The organism is Staphylococcus sp. HMSC072H03, assembly GCF_001809305.1.
In the GTDB taxonomy this organism is placed as follows: Bacteria; Bacillota; Bacilli; order Staphylococcales; family Staphylococcaceae; genus Staphylococcus; species Staphylococcus hominis.
Map to the genome: position 1 here is coordinate 311205 of NZ_KV796881.1, position 15443 is coordinate 326647.

Sequence of the window (15443 nt, forward strand, 5' to 3'; positions counted from 1 at the left end):
ATTGGAAGTATATACAGGTTTATATTTTAGTTTTAACCTTATCTAGTGTATACTTATTGAGATTAGACCGATGCGTATTCACAACATATACATAAGCTAAAATTTTAAAATTAGTCAACTCAAATTAAATAAAGATTCTAAATTAGGAGTTATAGAGATAATGAAGTTTACAAATTTAACAGCTACAGAATTTGGCGATTTTACTGAAAAAATGCCATATAGCCATTTTACACAAATGACTGAAAATTATGAGTTAAAAGTTGCCGAGAAAACTGAAACTCATTTAGTAGGAATTAAAAATAAAGATAATGAAGTCATTGCTGCTTGTATGCTAACTGCTGTACCCGTTATGAAAATTTTTAAATATTTTTATTCAAATCGTGGTCCAGTCATTGATTATGAAAACAAAGAGCTCGTTCACTTTTTCTTTAACGAATTAAGTAAATATTTAAAACAGCAACGTTGTTTATACGTACGTATAGACCCTTATTTGCCTTATCAATATCGTAATCATGATGGTGATATTACAGGGAATGCTGGGAATGATTGGTTCTTTGATAAAATGAAGCAATTAGGATATCAACACGAAGGGTTTACAACAGGATTTGATCCAATATTACAAATTCGGTTCCATTCAGTTTTAAATTTAAAGGATAAAACTGCTAAAGATGTATTAAATGGAATGGATAGTTTACGAAAAAGAAATACTAAAAAAGTCCAAAAAAATGGTGTTAAAGTAAGATTTCTTACTAAAGAAGAATTACCTATTTTCAGATCATTTATGGAAGATACATCAGAGACTAAAGAATTTTCTGATAGAGAGGATAGTTTCTACTATAATCGATTTGATCATTTTAAAGATAGAGTATTAGTACCTCTCGCATATATAAAATTTGATGAATATCTTGAAGAACTTCATGCAGAACGTCAGACATTAAATAAAGACTTAAACAAAGCTCTAAAAGATATTGAAAAACGACCAGATAACAAAAAAGCACAAAATAAAAAAATAAATTTAGAACAGCAATTAAAAGCAAATGAGCAAAAAATTGATGAAGCAACACAACTTCAATTAGAACACGGTAACGAATTACCAATATCTGCTGGATTCTTCTTTATTAATCCATTTGAAGTTGTATATTATGCAGGTGGAACGTCAAATAAATATAGACACTTCGCTGGAAGTTATGCAGTTCAATGGACTATGATTAATTATGCAATTGATCATGGCATTGACCGTTATAATTTTTATGGGATTAGTGGTCATTTTACAGATGATGCTGAAGATGCAGGTGTTGTGAAATTTAAAAAGGGATTTAATGCAGATGTAATTGAATATGTTGGTGATTTCGTTAAACCTATAAATAAACCAATGTATTCACTATATACAATACTTAAAAAAATTAAAAAAAGATTGAATTAAGAGGGGAATAGTGCGAATATGAAATTTACAGAGTTAACAGTTAAAGAATATGAAACCTTCGTACAAAATCCATCATTAGAGAGTCATTACTTCCAAGTTACTGAAAATATAAAAACTAGAGAAAATGACGGATTTGAAGTTGTGTTATTAGGTGTAAAAGATGAAAGTAATAAAGTGATTGCTGCAAGTCTTTTCTCAAAAATTCCAACTATGGGAAGTTATGTATACTATTCAAATCGTGGACCAGTGATGGATTATTCCGATTTAGGTCTTGTTGATTTTTACCTACGAGAATTAGAAAAATACCTACACCAACATCAATGTTTATATGTAAAACTTGATCCATATTGGATTTATCAAATTTACGATAAAGATATCAATTCGGTAGAAGGTCACGAAAAAAATGATGCTTTAGTTAATTTATTTAAATCACATGGTTACGAACATCATGGTTTCACTACGAAATATGATCGCTCTAGTCAAGTGAGATGGATGGGCGTAAATTATCTAAAAGGTGAAACACCTGCATCATTGAAAAAGCAGTTTGATAGTCAACGTAAAAGAAATATAAATAAAGCGATAAACTATGGAGTAAAAGTAAGATTTCTTAAAAGAGATGAACTAAATATTTTCTTAGACTTGTATCGTGAAACAGAAGCACGTACTGGTTTTGTATCAAAAACAGATGAATATTTTTATAATTTTATAGATACATACGGCGATAAAGCATTAGTGCCATTAGCATATATTGATTTAGATGACTATATTAAATCATTGCAAACCTCTTTAAATGATAAAGAAACGCGTCGTGATCAAATGATGTCTAAAGAAAATAAAAGTGACAAACAGCTAAAAAAAATTGCTGAATTAGATAAACAAATAGAACACGACCAAAAAGAACTCTTACATGCAAGTGAATTACGTCAAACTGATGGACAAATTTTAAACTTAGCTTCTGGAGTATACTTTGCAAATGCTTATGAAGTAAATTATTTCTCAGGTGGCTCATCAGAAAAATACAATAATTATATGGGACCATATATGATGCATTGGTTCATGATGAATTATTGCTTTGATCATGGATATGATCGATATAATTTTTATGGTTTATCTGGTGATTTTACTGAAAATAGTGAAGATTATGGTGTTTATCGCTTTAAAAGAGGGTTTAATGTGTATATCGAGGAGTTAATTGGGGATTTCTATAAACCAATTAATAAACCTAAATATTGGCTATTTAAAACATTGAATCGTATACGTAAGAAGATTAAAAAATAACAATTAGAATAAAAAGCATATTGGCAATCTTGCCAGTATGCTTTTTTATAATTAGTGATAGAGACTAATTATAAATAGTGTAGGTAAATTCTAAGTTGTAAATACAAGTTGCATCCTACAAATTAATAATAGCATATCAATTATTTTTATCAATGATACACCAAAAGAAATTTATTTTTAATATTTTATAATAAATGAAATTTATAGTGTTTTATAATTTGAATAATAAATACATAGTTATGATATCATTAAATAACTAATCTAATTGGAATCATTCCGCTTTAGATTGTTTTGAGAAATAATTAAGAACGATTGTATGAATCGTAATGCCAATATCCATGATTCAATACTTTAGATAATGATTACCGAACTGTAGAAAAAATAACTTTAAATAAATACTACTAAAATTAGAATGCATGGGCATATGTAAACGAGTTAAGGTATATATTAAAACTTTAAATAATCTGTATTGTGTTAAAAAGCTTAAATTGAAGATATTCATATAAAAATACAGATTTCGACAATTTAGTTTACATAATATATATTATAGGAAGTTGTATATATAACGATCAGGGGACCTATTCTATTTTAATGACACTTCAATGATATATTTTAGTTATCATTCTTTGGTTAACATTGATCTATCTAAAATGATTGACTTAGTTATAATTTGTTATGATAAAAATCAACTACATTATATGTATTATATATAATGTAGAAAATACTAATATGAATTTAGTGTTCGATATTTGTGACATAATTTATTTTGATAATTAATATAGTAATGAATCAATTATTGAATGCTTAGCTAGTTTACATAATGCAAGATACCATATGAATTTGCAGATAAATAATTTATATCTTTTGTTCTACCTTATCAATTTAAAGATTATCGGTGATATTGGAACCATTATTTCTAATAACAATTATTTCAAAGAAAGACTTTAATATCATAAAAAGTGATCCATTCTTATAAGTTTGACTATCGTCTCGTCTATTAACACGATTTTACTAAATATACCTTTCCAGTATTATGAGCAACATACCCCTTTTAAAATCATCAAATAAGTCAATAAGGCTACTTATTTTAAGTCTAATATACATGTTAAAGAAATCACCAACAATATAAAAGGAATATGTAATATTTTAGGTAAAATAAGATAATAAAATGTAAATATTTAATTGATAATGATTATCATTTTCTATTATAATACTTTCTAGGAGGTTAGAAAATGCAAAAATCATTTAAATATATTCTATTAATTTTATCAGTTATTTTAATCTTATCAGCATGTGATAAGCAATCGGATTCAAATTCTTCATCTAGTAAAGATACCATTACAGTAAAAAATACATATGAATTTAAGGATAAGAATCATACACATAGTAGAGGCAAAAATAAAACAGAAACAGTTAAAGTACCAGTTAATCCGAAACGTGTAGCAGTACTAGATTATGGCGCGTTAGATATTATGCAGCAAATGGGACTTCAAGACAAAATAGTTTCTATTGCTAAAGGACAAGGTGCTTCATTTTTGCCTTCTTCCCTTTCGGAATTTAAAAACAGTAAATATACAAATCTAGGCAATCCAGGAAGACCTAATTATGATGAATTAGCTAAATCAAAACCTAATGTTATCTTTGCTTCATTTAGACAAGCACATACGAAAACAATAGATGAAATGAAAAAAGCGGCGCCTAATGCTAAGATTTTATTTGTTAGTCCCGATAATGATAATTATATTTCATCAATTAAAGAACATACGACATTGTTTGGTAAAATTTTCAAAAAAGAAGAAAAAGCAAAAGCACTTAATCATAAATTAAGTGAAGAAGTGAAAGAGGCTAAAAAAGTAATTAATAAAGATACCGTATTACTTTTAAATGTTGATGATAAAGGCATTAGTGCCTTCGGACCAACTGGTAGATTTGGAGGCTTCTTAAATAAAGATTTAGGAATTAACCACGCTGATCCTAAAATGAAAGCAAATTCAGCTGGTAATATAGTTACTAATGAGTATTTAAATAAAATTAATCCTGATAAATTGTTTGTAATTAATCGAACTAAAAATGCGGATGACAAAACGTTACCTTCTGCTTTGAATAATCAAGTGATAAAAGATATGAAAGCAATAAAAAATCACCAAGTCTATCAATTTGAAGCTAATGCTTGGTATTTTAGTGAAGGTGGCATTGAAACAACTATTCATCAATTAAACAAAATTGAAAAAGCCTTTAAAAAATAATCCTTTTATACACTATTAAAAATATAAATGGGAGTGGGATAACGAATTCAAAATGAATTCTATCCTACTCCCTTATATTTATCTTCTATCACGACGACGATACATGTACTCGTCGTTATCATATTTTTTCATCTCTTTTTCCAATTGCTTTTCTTTACGTTCTCGGCGCCATCCTCTTGTAAAATACCATAAAAGGAAACTAATCATTAAACTGATAATGGCAAGAAAAGCGGCATAGCCTAATAAAGGCTGGAACGTTATATTATAAAAATTAGGAATAAAGAAAGCTAATACTGCTAAAACAACGAAGGTAATTACTGCTGCTGAAAACCATTTTTTCAGTACCAATGTACAAAAGACAGTTAATACCATCATTGCTAGGATTGTGATCCAAAGATAATTTGGCATATCAAATATCGTCATAAAAAACGCCTCAACTTTTATATTTTATAATATGTAATATACAATACTTTTATAAATAATTATACCTTCTTAATTATTAAAATGACTCAGACTAAAGGCTTAAAACTGAGTTTACAAATAATATTATGTATAATATATATGAGAATAACTATTTAGGAGTGAATAAAATGAACACAGGCTTACCACTCAGAAAACATGTTCCAGATAATGAAAAATGGAATTTAGAAGATTTATTTACGAATGATGAAGCATTTTATAATACTTTAAATGATGTATTAGAGAAATCCGCTCAATTTAATCAAAAATATAAAAATAATTTATCAGAAACTAAAATTATTCTAGATGCACTTAAAGAATATGAAGACTTACTTATACAATTTGATCGATTAGGTAATTATGCTGAACTTAGATTAAGTGTTGATACTACAAATGAATTAGCGCAAACATTAAATGCCAAACTATCAACATCTTATGGTAAGATATCTAGTTTATTATCATTTGTTGAATCTGAAATAATGATACTCTCTGATGATAAATTAAAAGAGCTAAAAGAGCAGTTCAATAGTCCTCATTATCTAGAAAAATTAATAAAACGTAAACCTTATCAATTATCTTCAGAAGTTGAAGAAGTGCTTGCCAGTTTGTCGCCTACTTTTCAAAGTGCTTATGAACTCTATGGAACAACTAAAATGCTTGATATTGCGTTTGAATCGTTTGAACATAATCATGAAATGTATCCTTTAGATTATGCAACTTTTGAAAATGAGTATGAAGACAGTTCAGATCCAGAGTTTAGACGTAAAAGTTTCGAAGCTTTTAGTAATGCATTGCGTAAATATCAACACACAACAGCTGCAACATATAATCAACATGTACAACAAGAAAAAATTGAGGCTAATTTAAGAGGCTATGATTCTGTTATAGATTATTTACTACAAGAACAAGAAGTTACACGTGAAATGTATGATAGACAAATTGATGTCATCATGAGTGATTTAGCACCTGTGATGCAAAAATATGCTAAAATACTGCAAAGAATTCATAACTTAGATAAAATGCGATTTGAAGATTTAAAAATATCAGTTGATCCTAGTTATGAACCAGATATTTCAATAGAAGACTCAAAACAATATATTCACGGTGCTTTAGGTGTTTTAGGCGATGACTATATTAAAATGGTTGATAATGCTTATAATCATCAATGGATTGATTTTGCTCAAAATAAAGGTAAAGATACTGGTGCGTATTGTGCTAGCCCTTATTTTACGCATTCATATGTATTTATTTCATGGACAGGTAAAATGGCAGAAACTTTCGTATTAGCGCATGAATTGGGTCACGCTGGTCATTTTACATTGTCACAAAAACATCAACATTTATTAGATTCAGAAGCATCTATGTATTTTGTAGAAGCACCTTCTACAATGAATGAAATGCTGATGGCAAACTACTTATTTAGTAATAGTAATGATGCACGGTTTAAACGATGGGTGATTGGCTCAATTATATCTCGCACATATTATCATAATATGGTCACGCATTTACTGGAAGCAGCATATCAAAGAGAAGTATACAAAAAAGTTGATAACGGTGAATCTTTAACAGCACCCGTTCTTAATAAGTTAATGAGAAACGTTTATGAACAATTCTTTGGTGATGCGGTTGAACTTACTGATGGAATGGAATTAACGTGGATGAGACAACCACATTATTATATGGGATTATATTCATATACGTATTCAGCTGGATTAACTATTGGCACAGTGGTCTCTCAAAAAATTAAAAAAGAAGGACAAAAAGCAGTCGATGCATGGTTAGAAACGTTAAAAGCTGGAGGAAGTAAAAATCCAGTTGAACTTGCAAAAGTAGCAGGCGTTGATATAACAACAAATGCCCCACTTAAATCTACTATTGCGTATATTTCAGAATTAGTAGATGAAGTAGAAACACTTACAAATGAAATTGAACATAATTAATATATTATAAAGGAGTGAGACACGATTCAAAATGAATCGTGTCTCACTCCTTTACTTTGATTTTTTTAGTTTGAATAAAACTATCAACGATAAAGTAGTTTAACGATCATATTTATCAAAATGTTCACCAGTAAAGTAATAATAAATACTTTCTGCTATATTTCTTACATGATCCCCTACTCTTTCTAAGTTACGTGCAGCTAAATGCGCTTGACCAGCTACAAATGGATCATTATCAATTAGATAAGTTGTGTTAACAATATTCACGTATAAATCATCAATATCTTTATCACGTTCGATAATTTCTTTAATCAATGTTAAATCTTCACTTTTAACAGCAGTATTTAAGTCTTCTAACATTAATAATGCAAGTTTACCCATTGTTTTTAAACGTGTTAAGACATAATGATCTGTAATTTTTACTCTTAGTCGAATATGAGCGATATTTGCAGCATTATCCCCCATTCTTTCAAAATCAGTAGAAATTTTTAAAGCTGCCATCATCATTCTTAAATCAGTAGCAATTGGTTGTTGTTTCGTAATTAACATGATTACTTGTTCGTTAATGTCATAATCAAATTTGTTAATTTCTTTATCTTTTTCAATGACGTGTCTAGCAAAGTTTCTATCATCTTCACTTAATGATTCAATAGCATTGTTAACATTTGAATAAACACGAAGACCAAGACGACGAAGTTCTTTAATTAAATCGTCCAATTGGCCTTCATATTTTTGTCTAATAATTTTCATTAAGCATTAACCAAAACGACCAGAAATATAATCTTCTGTTTGTTTGTCTGAAGGATTAGAGAAGATTTTATCAGTATCGTCATATTCATTTACATAACCATTAAGGAAGAATGCTGTTTTATCAGAAACACGTGCAGCTTGTTGCATGTTGTGTGTAACCATAATGATAGAATAATTTTCTTTTAATTCTTGAACCAGTTCTTCAACTCTTAAAGTAGAGATAGGATCTAATGCTGATGTAGGTTCATCCATTAAAATAACATCTGGTTCAATTGCTAAACATCTAGCAATACAAACACGTTGTTGTTGTCCCCCAGATAATCCATACGCATTTGTATGTAATCTGTCTTTTAATTCATCCCAAATTGCAGCACCACGTAATGACTTTTCAACAATTTCATCAAGTAATTTTTTATCTTTAATACCATGGATTTTTGGACCATAAGTAATATTATCATAAATTGATTTAGGAAATGGATTTGGTTGTTGGAATACCATTCCTACATTCGTTCTTAATTTTTCTTTTGAATAGTTGTTATCAAAAATATTTTGTTCTCTGTATAAAATTTTACCAGCAGTTTTAACTGATGGTACTAATTCAACCATACGATTTAATGTTTTAATATACGTTGATTTACCACAACCAGAAGGACCGATAATAGCAGTGACATTATTTTCTAAGATATCTAAATTGATGTTTTGTAAAGCATGATTTTCACCATACCATAAATCTAAATTTTGAGTTGAATAAACTACTTTTCTTTCACTGTCAGGTTTAATATTTTTTTTATTTTCGCTATTAGTTGTTACAATTGTTGTCTTTTGAGACTGATTGTCGTTTGTTGGATGAGTGTGATTTGAGTGTTGATCAACAACATCATTTGTATGTTGTTCAATGTTCTTTTTCTTTTCATCTACGTTGATTTTTGCCATATATAAAACTCCTTTTATTTTAAGAGAGAAAGCAGAAATCTTTCTCTCTATCCCAAATAACTTTAATAATAAAATGCTTAATATTTTCTAGAAAATTTATTACGTAAGAAAATTGCTAAACCGTTCATTAATAATAAGATAACAAGTAATACGATAATACCTGCTGAAGCCACGTTTTGGAATTCAGCTTGTGGCATTTTAGCCCAAGTATAAATTTGAGTTGGTAAAGCAGTAAACATTGAGAATAAACCAGATGGTACTGCTAAGAAAATAGTTGGAATACCGATTAAGATTAATGGTGCTGTTTCACCTAATGCACGTGAAAGTGATAAAATAAATCCCGTTAAAATACCAGGTAAAGCAGCGGGTAAAACCACTTTTCTAATTGTTTGCCATTTATTTCCACCTAGACCATAAGATGCTTCTCTTACAGAATTAGGTACGGCACGAATCGCTTCCTGGCTTGAAACGATAATAATCGGTAAGATAAGTAATGACATTGTTAAAGCAGCAGCGATAACAGTATTTCCTAAAGATAATGATTCAATACCAGCGCCACGTACAAATAATGTTAATCCTAATAAACCAAATACAATTGAAGGCACACCAGCTAAGTTAGAAATACAAATTTTAACGAAACTTGTAAACATATTATCGCGTGCGTATTCTTCAAGATAAATTGCTGTACCAACACCTAAGATAATAGAGATTGGGATGATAGTAATCATTAACCATAATGTACCAGCTAATGCGCCTTTAATCCCAGCTTGTGATGGTGTTGAAGATGAGAAACTTGTAAAGAATTCAGGTGTTAAATGTCCTACACCTTTTACAAGTGTTTGAATCAGTAATGCGGCAAGAACGATTAAAGCAAATACAATACATGCAAAGAATAGCCATTTATTAAGACTATTTTTTTTATCGCGACTAGATAGGTTTTTTTCGACTTTACTTTTGTCAACTAAACCTTTAGCTCTTGGATCAGTCGTTGCTGTCATATTAATACTCCTCTCTATAACGCTTAGAAATCCAGTATGAAATTAAGTTCATAATTAATGTGAAAATGAATAATGTGAAGCCAACTGCATAAATACTATAGTAAATATCTGAACCGAATGTCGCATCACCTGTAGCAATTTCAACAATATAACCTGTCATTGTTTGAATAGAACTTGTTAATGTTAAAGATGATGTCGGTGAACTACCTGCAGCTAATGATACGATCATTGTTTCACCAATAGCACGAGAAATACCAAGTACAATTGAAGCAATTACACCAGAAGCGGCAGCTGGTAATACGACTTTAGTTGCAACTTCAAATTTAGTTGAACCTAAACCAAAAGCACCTTCACGCATTTTATTAGGTACAGAAGCCATTGCATCTTCACTCATACTTGTAATAATTGGAACAATCATTATTCCAACCACGATACCAGGACTGATAGAGTTAAAACTATCGAGTTGAGGTATAAATGTTCTTAATAAAGGTGTTACAAAAGTTAAAGCAAAGAAACCGAATACGATAGTTGGAATGCCAGCTAAGATTTCAAGAATAGGTTTAATAATACGTCTTGCTTTATCGCTTGCATATTCACTTAAGTAGATTGCAGCGCCTAATCCGATAGGAACAGCTACTAAAGTACCAATGAAAGTAATTTTTAAAGTACCAAGAATTAATGCCCAAATACCATATTTAGGGTCAGAACTTGTAGGATTCCAATCTTTAGTAAAAAGAAACTCAGTAATTGAAACACGTGTAAAGAATGTGATTGTTTCAGTGATTAATGTAAATAATATACCGATAGTTGTTAAAATAGAGATGGCAGCAATAATTCCTAAAATAATTGGCACGATTTTATCAGAAAATCCACCTTTTTTAGCGTTATTTTTAGCTATCATCTCTCTAACATTAGTGTTAGAAGCCATATATAACCCTCTCTTTTTATTTCTCCCAATAGATTTTAAAAAAAGAGCAGGAAATTATCAGGTAACGAATGAGTTCAAATTAATTTAAAACACTTTAACAATCACCCATGTATATATCCTGAACAACTCATGTAAATGAATGTTACATGAGTTGTTAATTCCCAGCCCTTTATATTAATAATGATTATTATTTGTCAGAATCTTTTTTGTATTTATCTAATTCTTTAATTTCATCTTTATAAACTTTGCTTGGTGAAGCAACGTATCCAGCATCTTCAGCTGATTTACCTTTGTCATCTAAAGTGAATTTCAAGAATTCTCTCATAACATCATTATCTTCTAATGATTTTTCTTTAACATATAAGAATAATGGTCTACTTAAAGGATAAGAACCATCTTGGATAGTCTTTTTAGTAGGTTCTACAGATTTACCATCGTCACCTTTAATTTTAACTTCTTTTAATTTATCTTTATTTTGTTTATAGAAGTTATAACCGAAGTAACCAATACTTTCTTTGTTTTTCTCAACTGATTGAACGATAACGTTAGTATCTCCATTTTTTTGAGCTTTGATATCTTGTTTATCCATAACTTCTTCTTCCCAGAAGTCATAAGTACCATGACTTGAGTTTGGAGAGAAAGCTTTGATTTCTTTGTTAGGCCAGCTAGAATCTACATCTTTCCAAGTTTTAGCTTCGCCACTGTAGATTTTTTTCAATTGATCTTTAGATAATTCTTTTACAAAGTCATTATCTTTATTAACAGCAACAGTTACACCATCTTGTGCAATTTTAAATTCTTTATATTTAATGTTTTTGTCTTCTAATTTTTGTTTTTCTTCATCTTTGATAGGTCTAGAAGCTTGTGAGAAGTCAGTTTCACCAGCGATGAATTTTTCAAAACCAGCACCAGTACCTGCTTGACCAGATGAAATAGTTGCGCTTGGATGATCTTTAGACCATTTTTCATTTAATTTTTCAACGATTGGAGCAACAGTAGATGAACCTTCACCTTTTGCAGAACCTTTAAGGTCTTTTCCATCTCCTGAACCACTGCCGCCACTATTTCCACCGCCACATGCGCCTAAAAGAACAGTAGCACCTAAAACAGTTGTACCAACTAATTGCCATTTCTTCATTAAAACATCCTCCTAATTATAGATAACCCAAAATGTTATATGTATTTCTTACAATGCTTATATTACATACCTTTTGTTAATATAAAATAGAGTAATTGTAAATATTTTGTTAATTTATAAAAAACTTATGTTTTATATAAATAAAATCCATAAAAAAACCACTGAAAGTGTGACCTTTCAATGGTTTTAAACTATCTATATAATATGGAAGAAACTCGATTTTCATGAACTCATTATTCTTGAATAAGACTTTTACCTTTTTTAGTTAATGTGATTTTTCCAGTTTCAATATTTATAATTTTTCTTTTATATAAATGACCAATTGCACGTTTAAATGAACCTTTACTCATGTTAAATACTTCTTTAATTGCTTCCGGACTTGATTTATCCCAAAATGGAAGTTCTCCATCATACTCTACTAACAAATCAAAGATAACTTGACCATCCTCATCTAAACGTTCATGTGCGAGGGGTAAGAATGAACCGTTCAATTCACCTTTTTCATTATGTCCGATAATACGTACTTCTACAGCTTCGCCTAATCTTGGCTCATGTTTACGTTCAGACTCATGTACAAACACTTTGTAACCATCCTCAGTTAATAAAAAAGTCCCGATACGTAATAAACGATATGGTCTTGCTTTTAATACTTGATTTTGCATATCATCATTAGATACAGGTGTAAACATTTTTTCCACAATTGTTTCACTAGCTAAACGTGCGAACATTTGATGATTTCTATCGATTCTTAATGTGACTAATACATAATCTCCTGATTGAGGCCATAACGATTTAACTTTAGGTAAATCTTCCCATGGAATAAGCACCTCTCTTGGTAAACCAACATCTACTCTTGCACCATCTCTATCTGTTTTTAATACTTTTGCAAAATCATATTTATCTTTTGTAATGTCAGGCATATTTTGAGTAGCAAATAATTCACCTGAACGGTTTGGATAAATGAAGAAACTGTATTCTTCTCCAATTTCGAATTCATCTTCCTCATTGATTTCTGACTGATTTAACTTCACTTGTTCACCATTTGGACCTTTTAATAAATAAGTAGAGCCTTCCAATCCAAGAACTTCTAGAAATTCAATTGAACCAACGATATCTTTGTCTAATGCCATAGTTGTCTCCTTTAAGCAGTTTATTTCTAAGTATTATAACATGAGTTTTATAAAGTATCATTGGCATAAATGATATAAGGTCGAATATAGGAACATTATATGATATAATTTTTTGCGTTAGATAAACGATGAATAAAGGAGTAAATGAATGTTACAAGTTACGGATGTAAGTTTACGTTTTGGTGATCGTAAACTATTTGAAGATGTAAATATTAAATTTACTGAAGGTAATTGTTATGGACTTATCGGTGCGAATGGTGCAGGTAAATCTACTTTCTTAAAAATCTTATCTGGAGAAATTGATTCACAAACGGGTCATGTTTCTCTTGGAAAAGATGAACGTTTAGCAGTATTAAAACAAGATCACTTTGCTTATGAAGATGAACGTGTATTAGATGTAGTTATAAAAGGACATGAACGTCTATTTGAAGTGATGAAAGAAAAAGACGAAATTTATATGAAACCTGACTTCAGTGATGAAGATGGCATTCGTGCAGCTGAATTAGAAGGTGAATTTGCTGAAATGAATGGATGGAATGCCGAAGCAGATGCAGCTTCCCTACTATCAGGACTTGGTATTACCCCAGATTTACATGATAAGCAAATGTCAGAGTTAGAAAATAATCAAAAAGTAAAAGTATTATTGGCACAAAGTTTATTTGGAGATCCAGATGTTTTATTACTCGATGAGCCTACCAATGGTCTTGATATTCCTGCCATTAGTTGGTTAGAAGATTTCTTAATTAACTTTGAAAATACTGTCATTGTAGTATCTCATGATCGTCATTTCTTAAATAATGTATGTACACATATTGCAGATTTAGATTTTGGTAAAATCAAAGTCTATGTTGGTAACTATGATTTTTGGTATCAATCAAGTCAACTTGCTCAAAAAATGGCTCAAGAACAAAACAAGAAAAAAGAAGAAAAAATCAAAGAATTACAAGACTTCATTGCTCGTTTCTCTGCGAATGCGTCAAAATCAAAACAAGCAACAAGTCGTAAGAAGCAATTAGAAAAAATTGAACTTGATGATATTCAACCATCTTCAAGACGTTATCCTTATGTGAAATTCACCCCAGAAAGAGAAATTGGTAATGATTTATTAGTAGTTGATGGTATCTCAAAAACAATTGAGGGTGAAAAAGTTTTAGATAATATTTCATTCACTATGAATCCAAATGATAAAGCTATTTTAATTGGCGATAGTGAAATTGCTAAAACTACCCTATTAAAAATACTTGCTGGTGAAATGGAACCAGATGAAGGTTCATTTAAATGGGGAGTGACAACTTCATTAAGCTATTTCCCTAAAGATAATTCTGATTTCTTCGAAGGCGTAGATATGAATTTAGTTGAATGGTTACGTCAATATGCTCCTGAAGATGAACAAACTGAAACATTTTTACGCGGTTTCTTAGGACGTATGCTATTTAGCGGTGAAGAAGTTAAGAAAAAAGCAAGTGTATTATCAGGTGGAGAGAAAGTACGTTGTATGTTAAGTAAAATGATGCTTTCAAGTGCCAATGTTTTACTACTTGATGAGCCAACGAACCATCTTGATTTAGAAAGCATTACAGCTGTTAACGATGGATTAGCTTCATTCAAAGGATCAATTATCTTTACTTCATATGACTTTGAATTTATTAACACAATCGCTAATCGCGTGATTGATTTAAACCAACCAGGTAGTTTATCTAAAGAATTGCCATATGAAGAATATCTAAAAGAAATTGGTGTGTTACAAAATTAAAATAATAGGATTTTAATAAAGCATCTTCTATTTTTAAAATTTAGAATATGCATAACACTGTCGCTAAATAACGAACTTTAGCGACAGTTTTTTTATAAAATACTATTATTTTCGAATTATTGTTATTATTTATACAAATTACTTATTATTACTATCTCTTTTCTTTAACAGTAATATTACTTCAATAATTTTCAGTTTATTTCAAAAAATCACAATAATCGGTTTACAGTTAAAAGGTGCTTATGTATAATTAAAAACATAGTAATTGAATAAGAAATTGATGAGGCGCATCAATCATTAGTATATATTAGAACACTGTCTGCCACGGCTAATATAGAAAGGGTGCGATGCCGAAACGAATTGCAACCGCAGTAAGCGTTCGTTGGACTTTGTGGTTAAGAGCTGAGAGTTTGTCATTATTATTTAATAATGGAGTGCATCACTTGTATATAAATTACGAGCAAGTT

At 29.9% G+C, this 15443-nt stretch carries 12 protein-coding genes and 1 riboswitch; of the genes, 5 read left to right on the forward strand and 7 right to left on the reverse strand.

Going from position 1 to position 15443, the window contains the following annotated elements:
- The first annotated feature begins 160 nt into the window (after window positions 1-160).
- The 3 genes from HMPREF2578_RS04350 to HMPREF2578_RS04360 all read left to right on the forward strand — a co-directional run bounded on the left by HMPREF2578_RS04350 (window position 161) and on the right by HMPREF2578_RS04360 (window position 4947).
- Window positions 161-1423, forward strand: coding sequence for an aminoacyltransferase (locus HMPREF2578_RS04350; protein WP_017174693.1), 1263 nt, complete (start codon window positions 161-163; stop codon window positions 1421-1423).
- An 18-nt stretch (window positions 1424-1441) separates the two neighbouring features.
- The gene (locus HMPREF2578_RS04355; protein ID WP_017174694.1) at window positions 1442-2701 is read left to right on the forward strand and encodes an aminoacyltransferase; all 1260 of its coding nucleotides are present in this window, start codon (window positions 1442-1444) and stop codon (window positions 2699-2701) included.
- A gap of 1232 nt (window positions 2702-3933) precedes the next feature.
- Complete coding sequence (locus HMPREF2578_RS04360; protein ID WP_017174695.1) at window positions 3934-4947, forward strand: siderophore ABC transporter substrate-binding protein; 1014 nt, start codon at window positions 3934-3936, stop codon at window positions 4945-4947.
- 78 nt (window positions 4948-5025) lie between these two features.
- On the opposite strand, the gene HMPREF2578_RS04365 is transcribed toward HMPREF2578_RS04360, so the two are convergent.
- Entirely contained in the window at window positions 5026-5370 is a 345-nt protein-coding gene (locus HMPREF2578_RS04365; RefSeq protein WP_017174696.1) for a membrane protein, read from the reverse strand.
- Window positions 5371-5537: 167 nt separating this feature from the next.
- On the opposite strand from HMPREF2578_RS04365, the gene pepF reads away from it, so the two are divergent.
- Window positions 5538-7346, forward strand: a complete 1809-nt coding sequence (gene pepF, locus HMPREF2578_RS04370) for an oligoendopeptidase F (protein WP_017174697.1) — start codon at window positions 5538-5540, stop codon at window positions 7344-7346.
- A gap of 99 nt (window positions 7347-7445) precedes the next feature.
- On the opposite strand, the gene phoU is transcribed toward pepF, so the two are convergent.
- The 6 genes from phoU to cvfB form a co-directional block, all read right to left on the reverse strand.
- A complete protein-coding gene (phoU, locus tag HMPREF2578_RS04375) occupies window positions 7446-8096 on the reverse strand; it encodes a phosphate signaling complex protein PhoU (RefSeq protein ID WP_017174698.1) in 651 nt (216 codons plus the stop codon).
- A gap of 6 nt (window positions 8097-8102) precedes the next feature.
- Window positions 8103-9029 carry a phosphate ABC transporter ATP-binding protein PstB gene (pstB, locus tag HMPREF2578_RS04380; RefSeq protein ID WP_017174699.1) on the reverse strand — a complete coding sequence of 309 codons (927 nt, stop codon included), beginning with the start codon at window positions 9027-9029 and terminating at the stop codon, window positions 8103-8105.
- Window positions 9030-9106: 77 nt separating this feature from the next.
- Complete coding sequence (pstA, locus tag HMPREF2578_RS04385) at window positions 9107-10027, reverse strand: phosphate ABC transporter permease PstA (RefSeq protein WP_037541016.1); 921 nt, start codon at window positions 10025-10027, stop codon at window positions 9107-9109.
- A gap of 1 nt (window position 10028) precedes the next feature.
- The gene (pstC, locus tag HMPREF2578_RS04390; protein WP_017174701.1) at window positions 10029-10955 is read right to left on the reverse strand and encodes a phosphate ABC transporter permease subunit PstC; all 927 of its coding nucleotides are present in this window, start codon (window positions 10953-10955) and stop codon (window positions 10029-10031) included.
- Between the two features lie 187 nt (window positions 10956-11142).
- The gene (locus HMPREF2578_RS04395; RefSeq protein ID WP_017174702.1) at window positions 11143-12093 is read right to left on the reverse strand and encodes a PstS family phosphate ABC transporter substrate-binding protein; all 951 of its coding nucleotides are present in this window, start codon (window positions 12091-12093) and stop codon (window positions 11143-11145) included.
- 233 nt (window positions 12094-12326) lie between these two features.
- On the reverse strand, window positions 12327-13223 hold the full coding sequence (cvfB, locus tag HMPREF2578_RS04400; RefSeq protein WP_017174703.1) for an RNA-binding virulence regulatory protein CvfB: 897 nt from the start codon (window positions 13221-13223) through the stop codon (window positions 12327-12329).
- A 148-nt stretch (window positions 13224-13371) separates the two neighbouring features.
- Between cvfB and HMPREF2578_RS04405 the strand changes: the two genes are divergently transcribed.
- A complete protein-coding gene (locus HMPREF2578_RS04405; RefSeq protein WP_017174704.1) occupies window positions 13372-14976 on the forward strand; it encodes an ABC-F family ATP-binding cassette domain-containing protein in 1605 nt (534 codons plus the stop codon).
- Window positions 14977-15248: 272 nt separating this feature from the next.
- A riboswitch (Lysine riboswitch) is annotated at window positions 15249-15424 on the forward strand.
- The last annotated feature ends 19 nt before the right edge of the window (window positions 15425-15443 follow it).

Excerpts from the sequence above, each read along its gene's own strand:
- HMPREF2578_RS04350 (WP_017174693.1), top strand. The coding sequence starts at position 161 with ATGAAGTTTACAAATTTAACAGCTACAGAATTTGGCGATTTTACTGAA.
- HMPREF2578_RS04355 (WP_017174694.1), top strand. The coding sequence starts at position 1,442 with ATGAAATTTACAGAGTTAACAGTTAAAGAATATGAAACCTTCGTACAA.
- HMPREF2578_RS04360 (WP_017174695.1), top strand. The coding sequence starts at position 3,934 with ATGCAAAAATCATTTAAATATATTCTATTAATTTTATCAGTTATTTTA.
- HMPREF2578_RS04365 (WP_017174696.1), bottom strand. The coding sequence starts at position 5,370 with ATGACGATATTTGATATGCCAAATTATCTTTGGATCACAATCCTAGCA.
- pepF (WP_017174697.1), top strand. The coding sequence starts at position 5,538 with ATGAACACAGGCTTACCACTCAGAAAACATGTTCCAGATAATGAAAAA.
- phoU (WP_017174698.1), bottom strand. The coding sequence starts at position 8,096 with ATGAAAATTATTAGACAAAAATATGAAGGCCAATTGGACGATTTAATT.
- pstB (WP_017174699.1), bottom strand. The coding sequence starts at position 9,029 with ATGGCAAAAATCAACGTAGATGAAAAGAAAAAGAACATTGAACAACAT.
- pstA (WP_037541016.1), bottom strand. The coding sequence starts at position 10,027 with ATGACAGCAACGACTGATCCAAGAGCTAAAGGTTTAGTTGACAAAAGT.
- pstC (WP_017174701.1), bottom strand. The coding sequence starts at position 10,955 with ATGGCTTCTAACACTAATGTTAGAGAGATGATAGCTAAAAATAACGCT.
- HMPREF2578_RS04395 (WP_017174702.1), bottom strand. The coding sequence starts at position 12,093 with ATGAAGAAATGGCAATTAGTTGGTACAACTGTTTTAGGTGCTACTGTT.
- cvfB (WP_017174703.1), bottom strand. The coding sequence starts at position 13,223 with ATGGCATTAGACAAAGATATCGTTGGTTCAATTGAATTTCTAGAAGTT.
- HMPREF2578_RS04405 (WP_017174704.1), top strand. The coding sequence starts at position 13,372 with ATGTTACAAGTTACGGATGTAAGTTTACGTTTTGGTGATCGTAAACTA.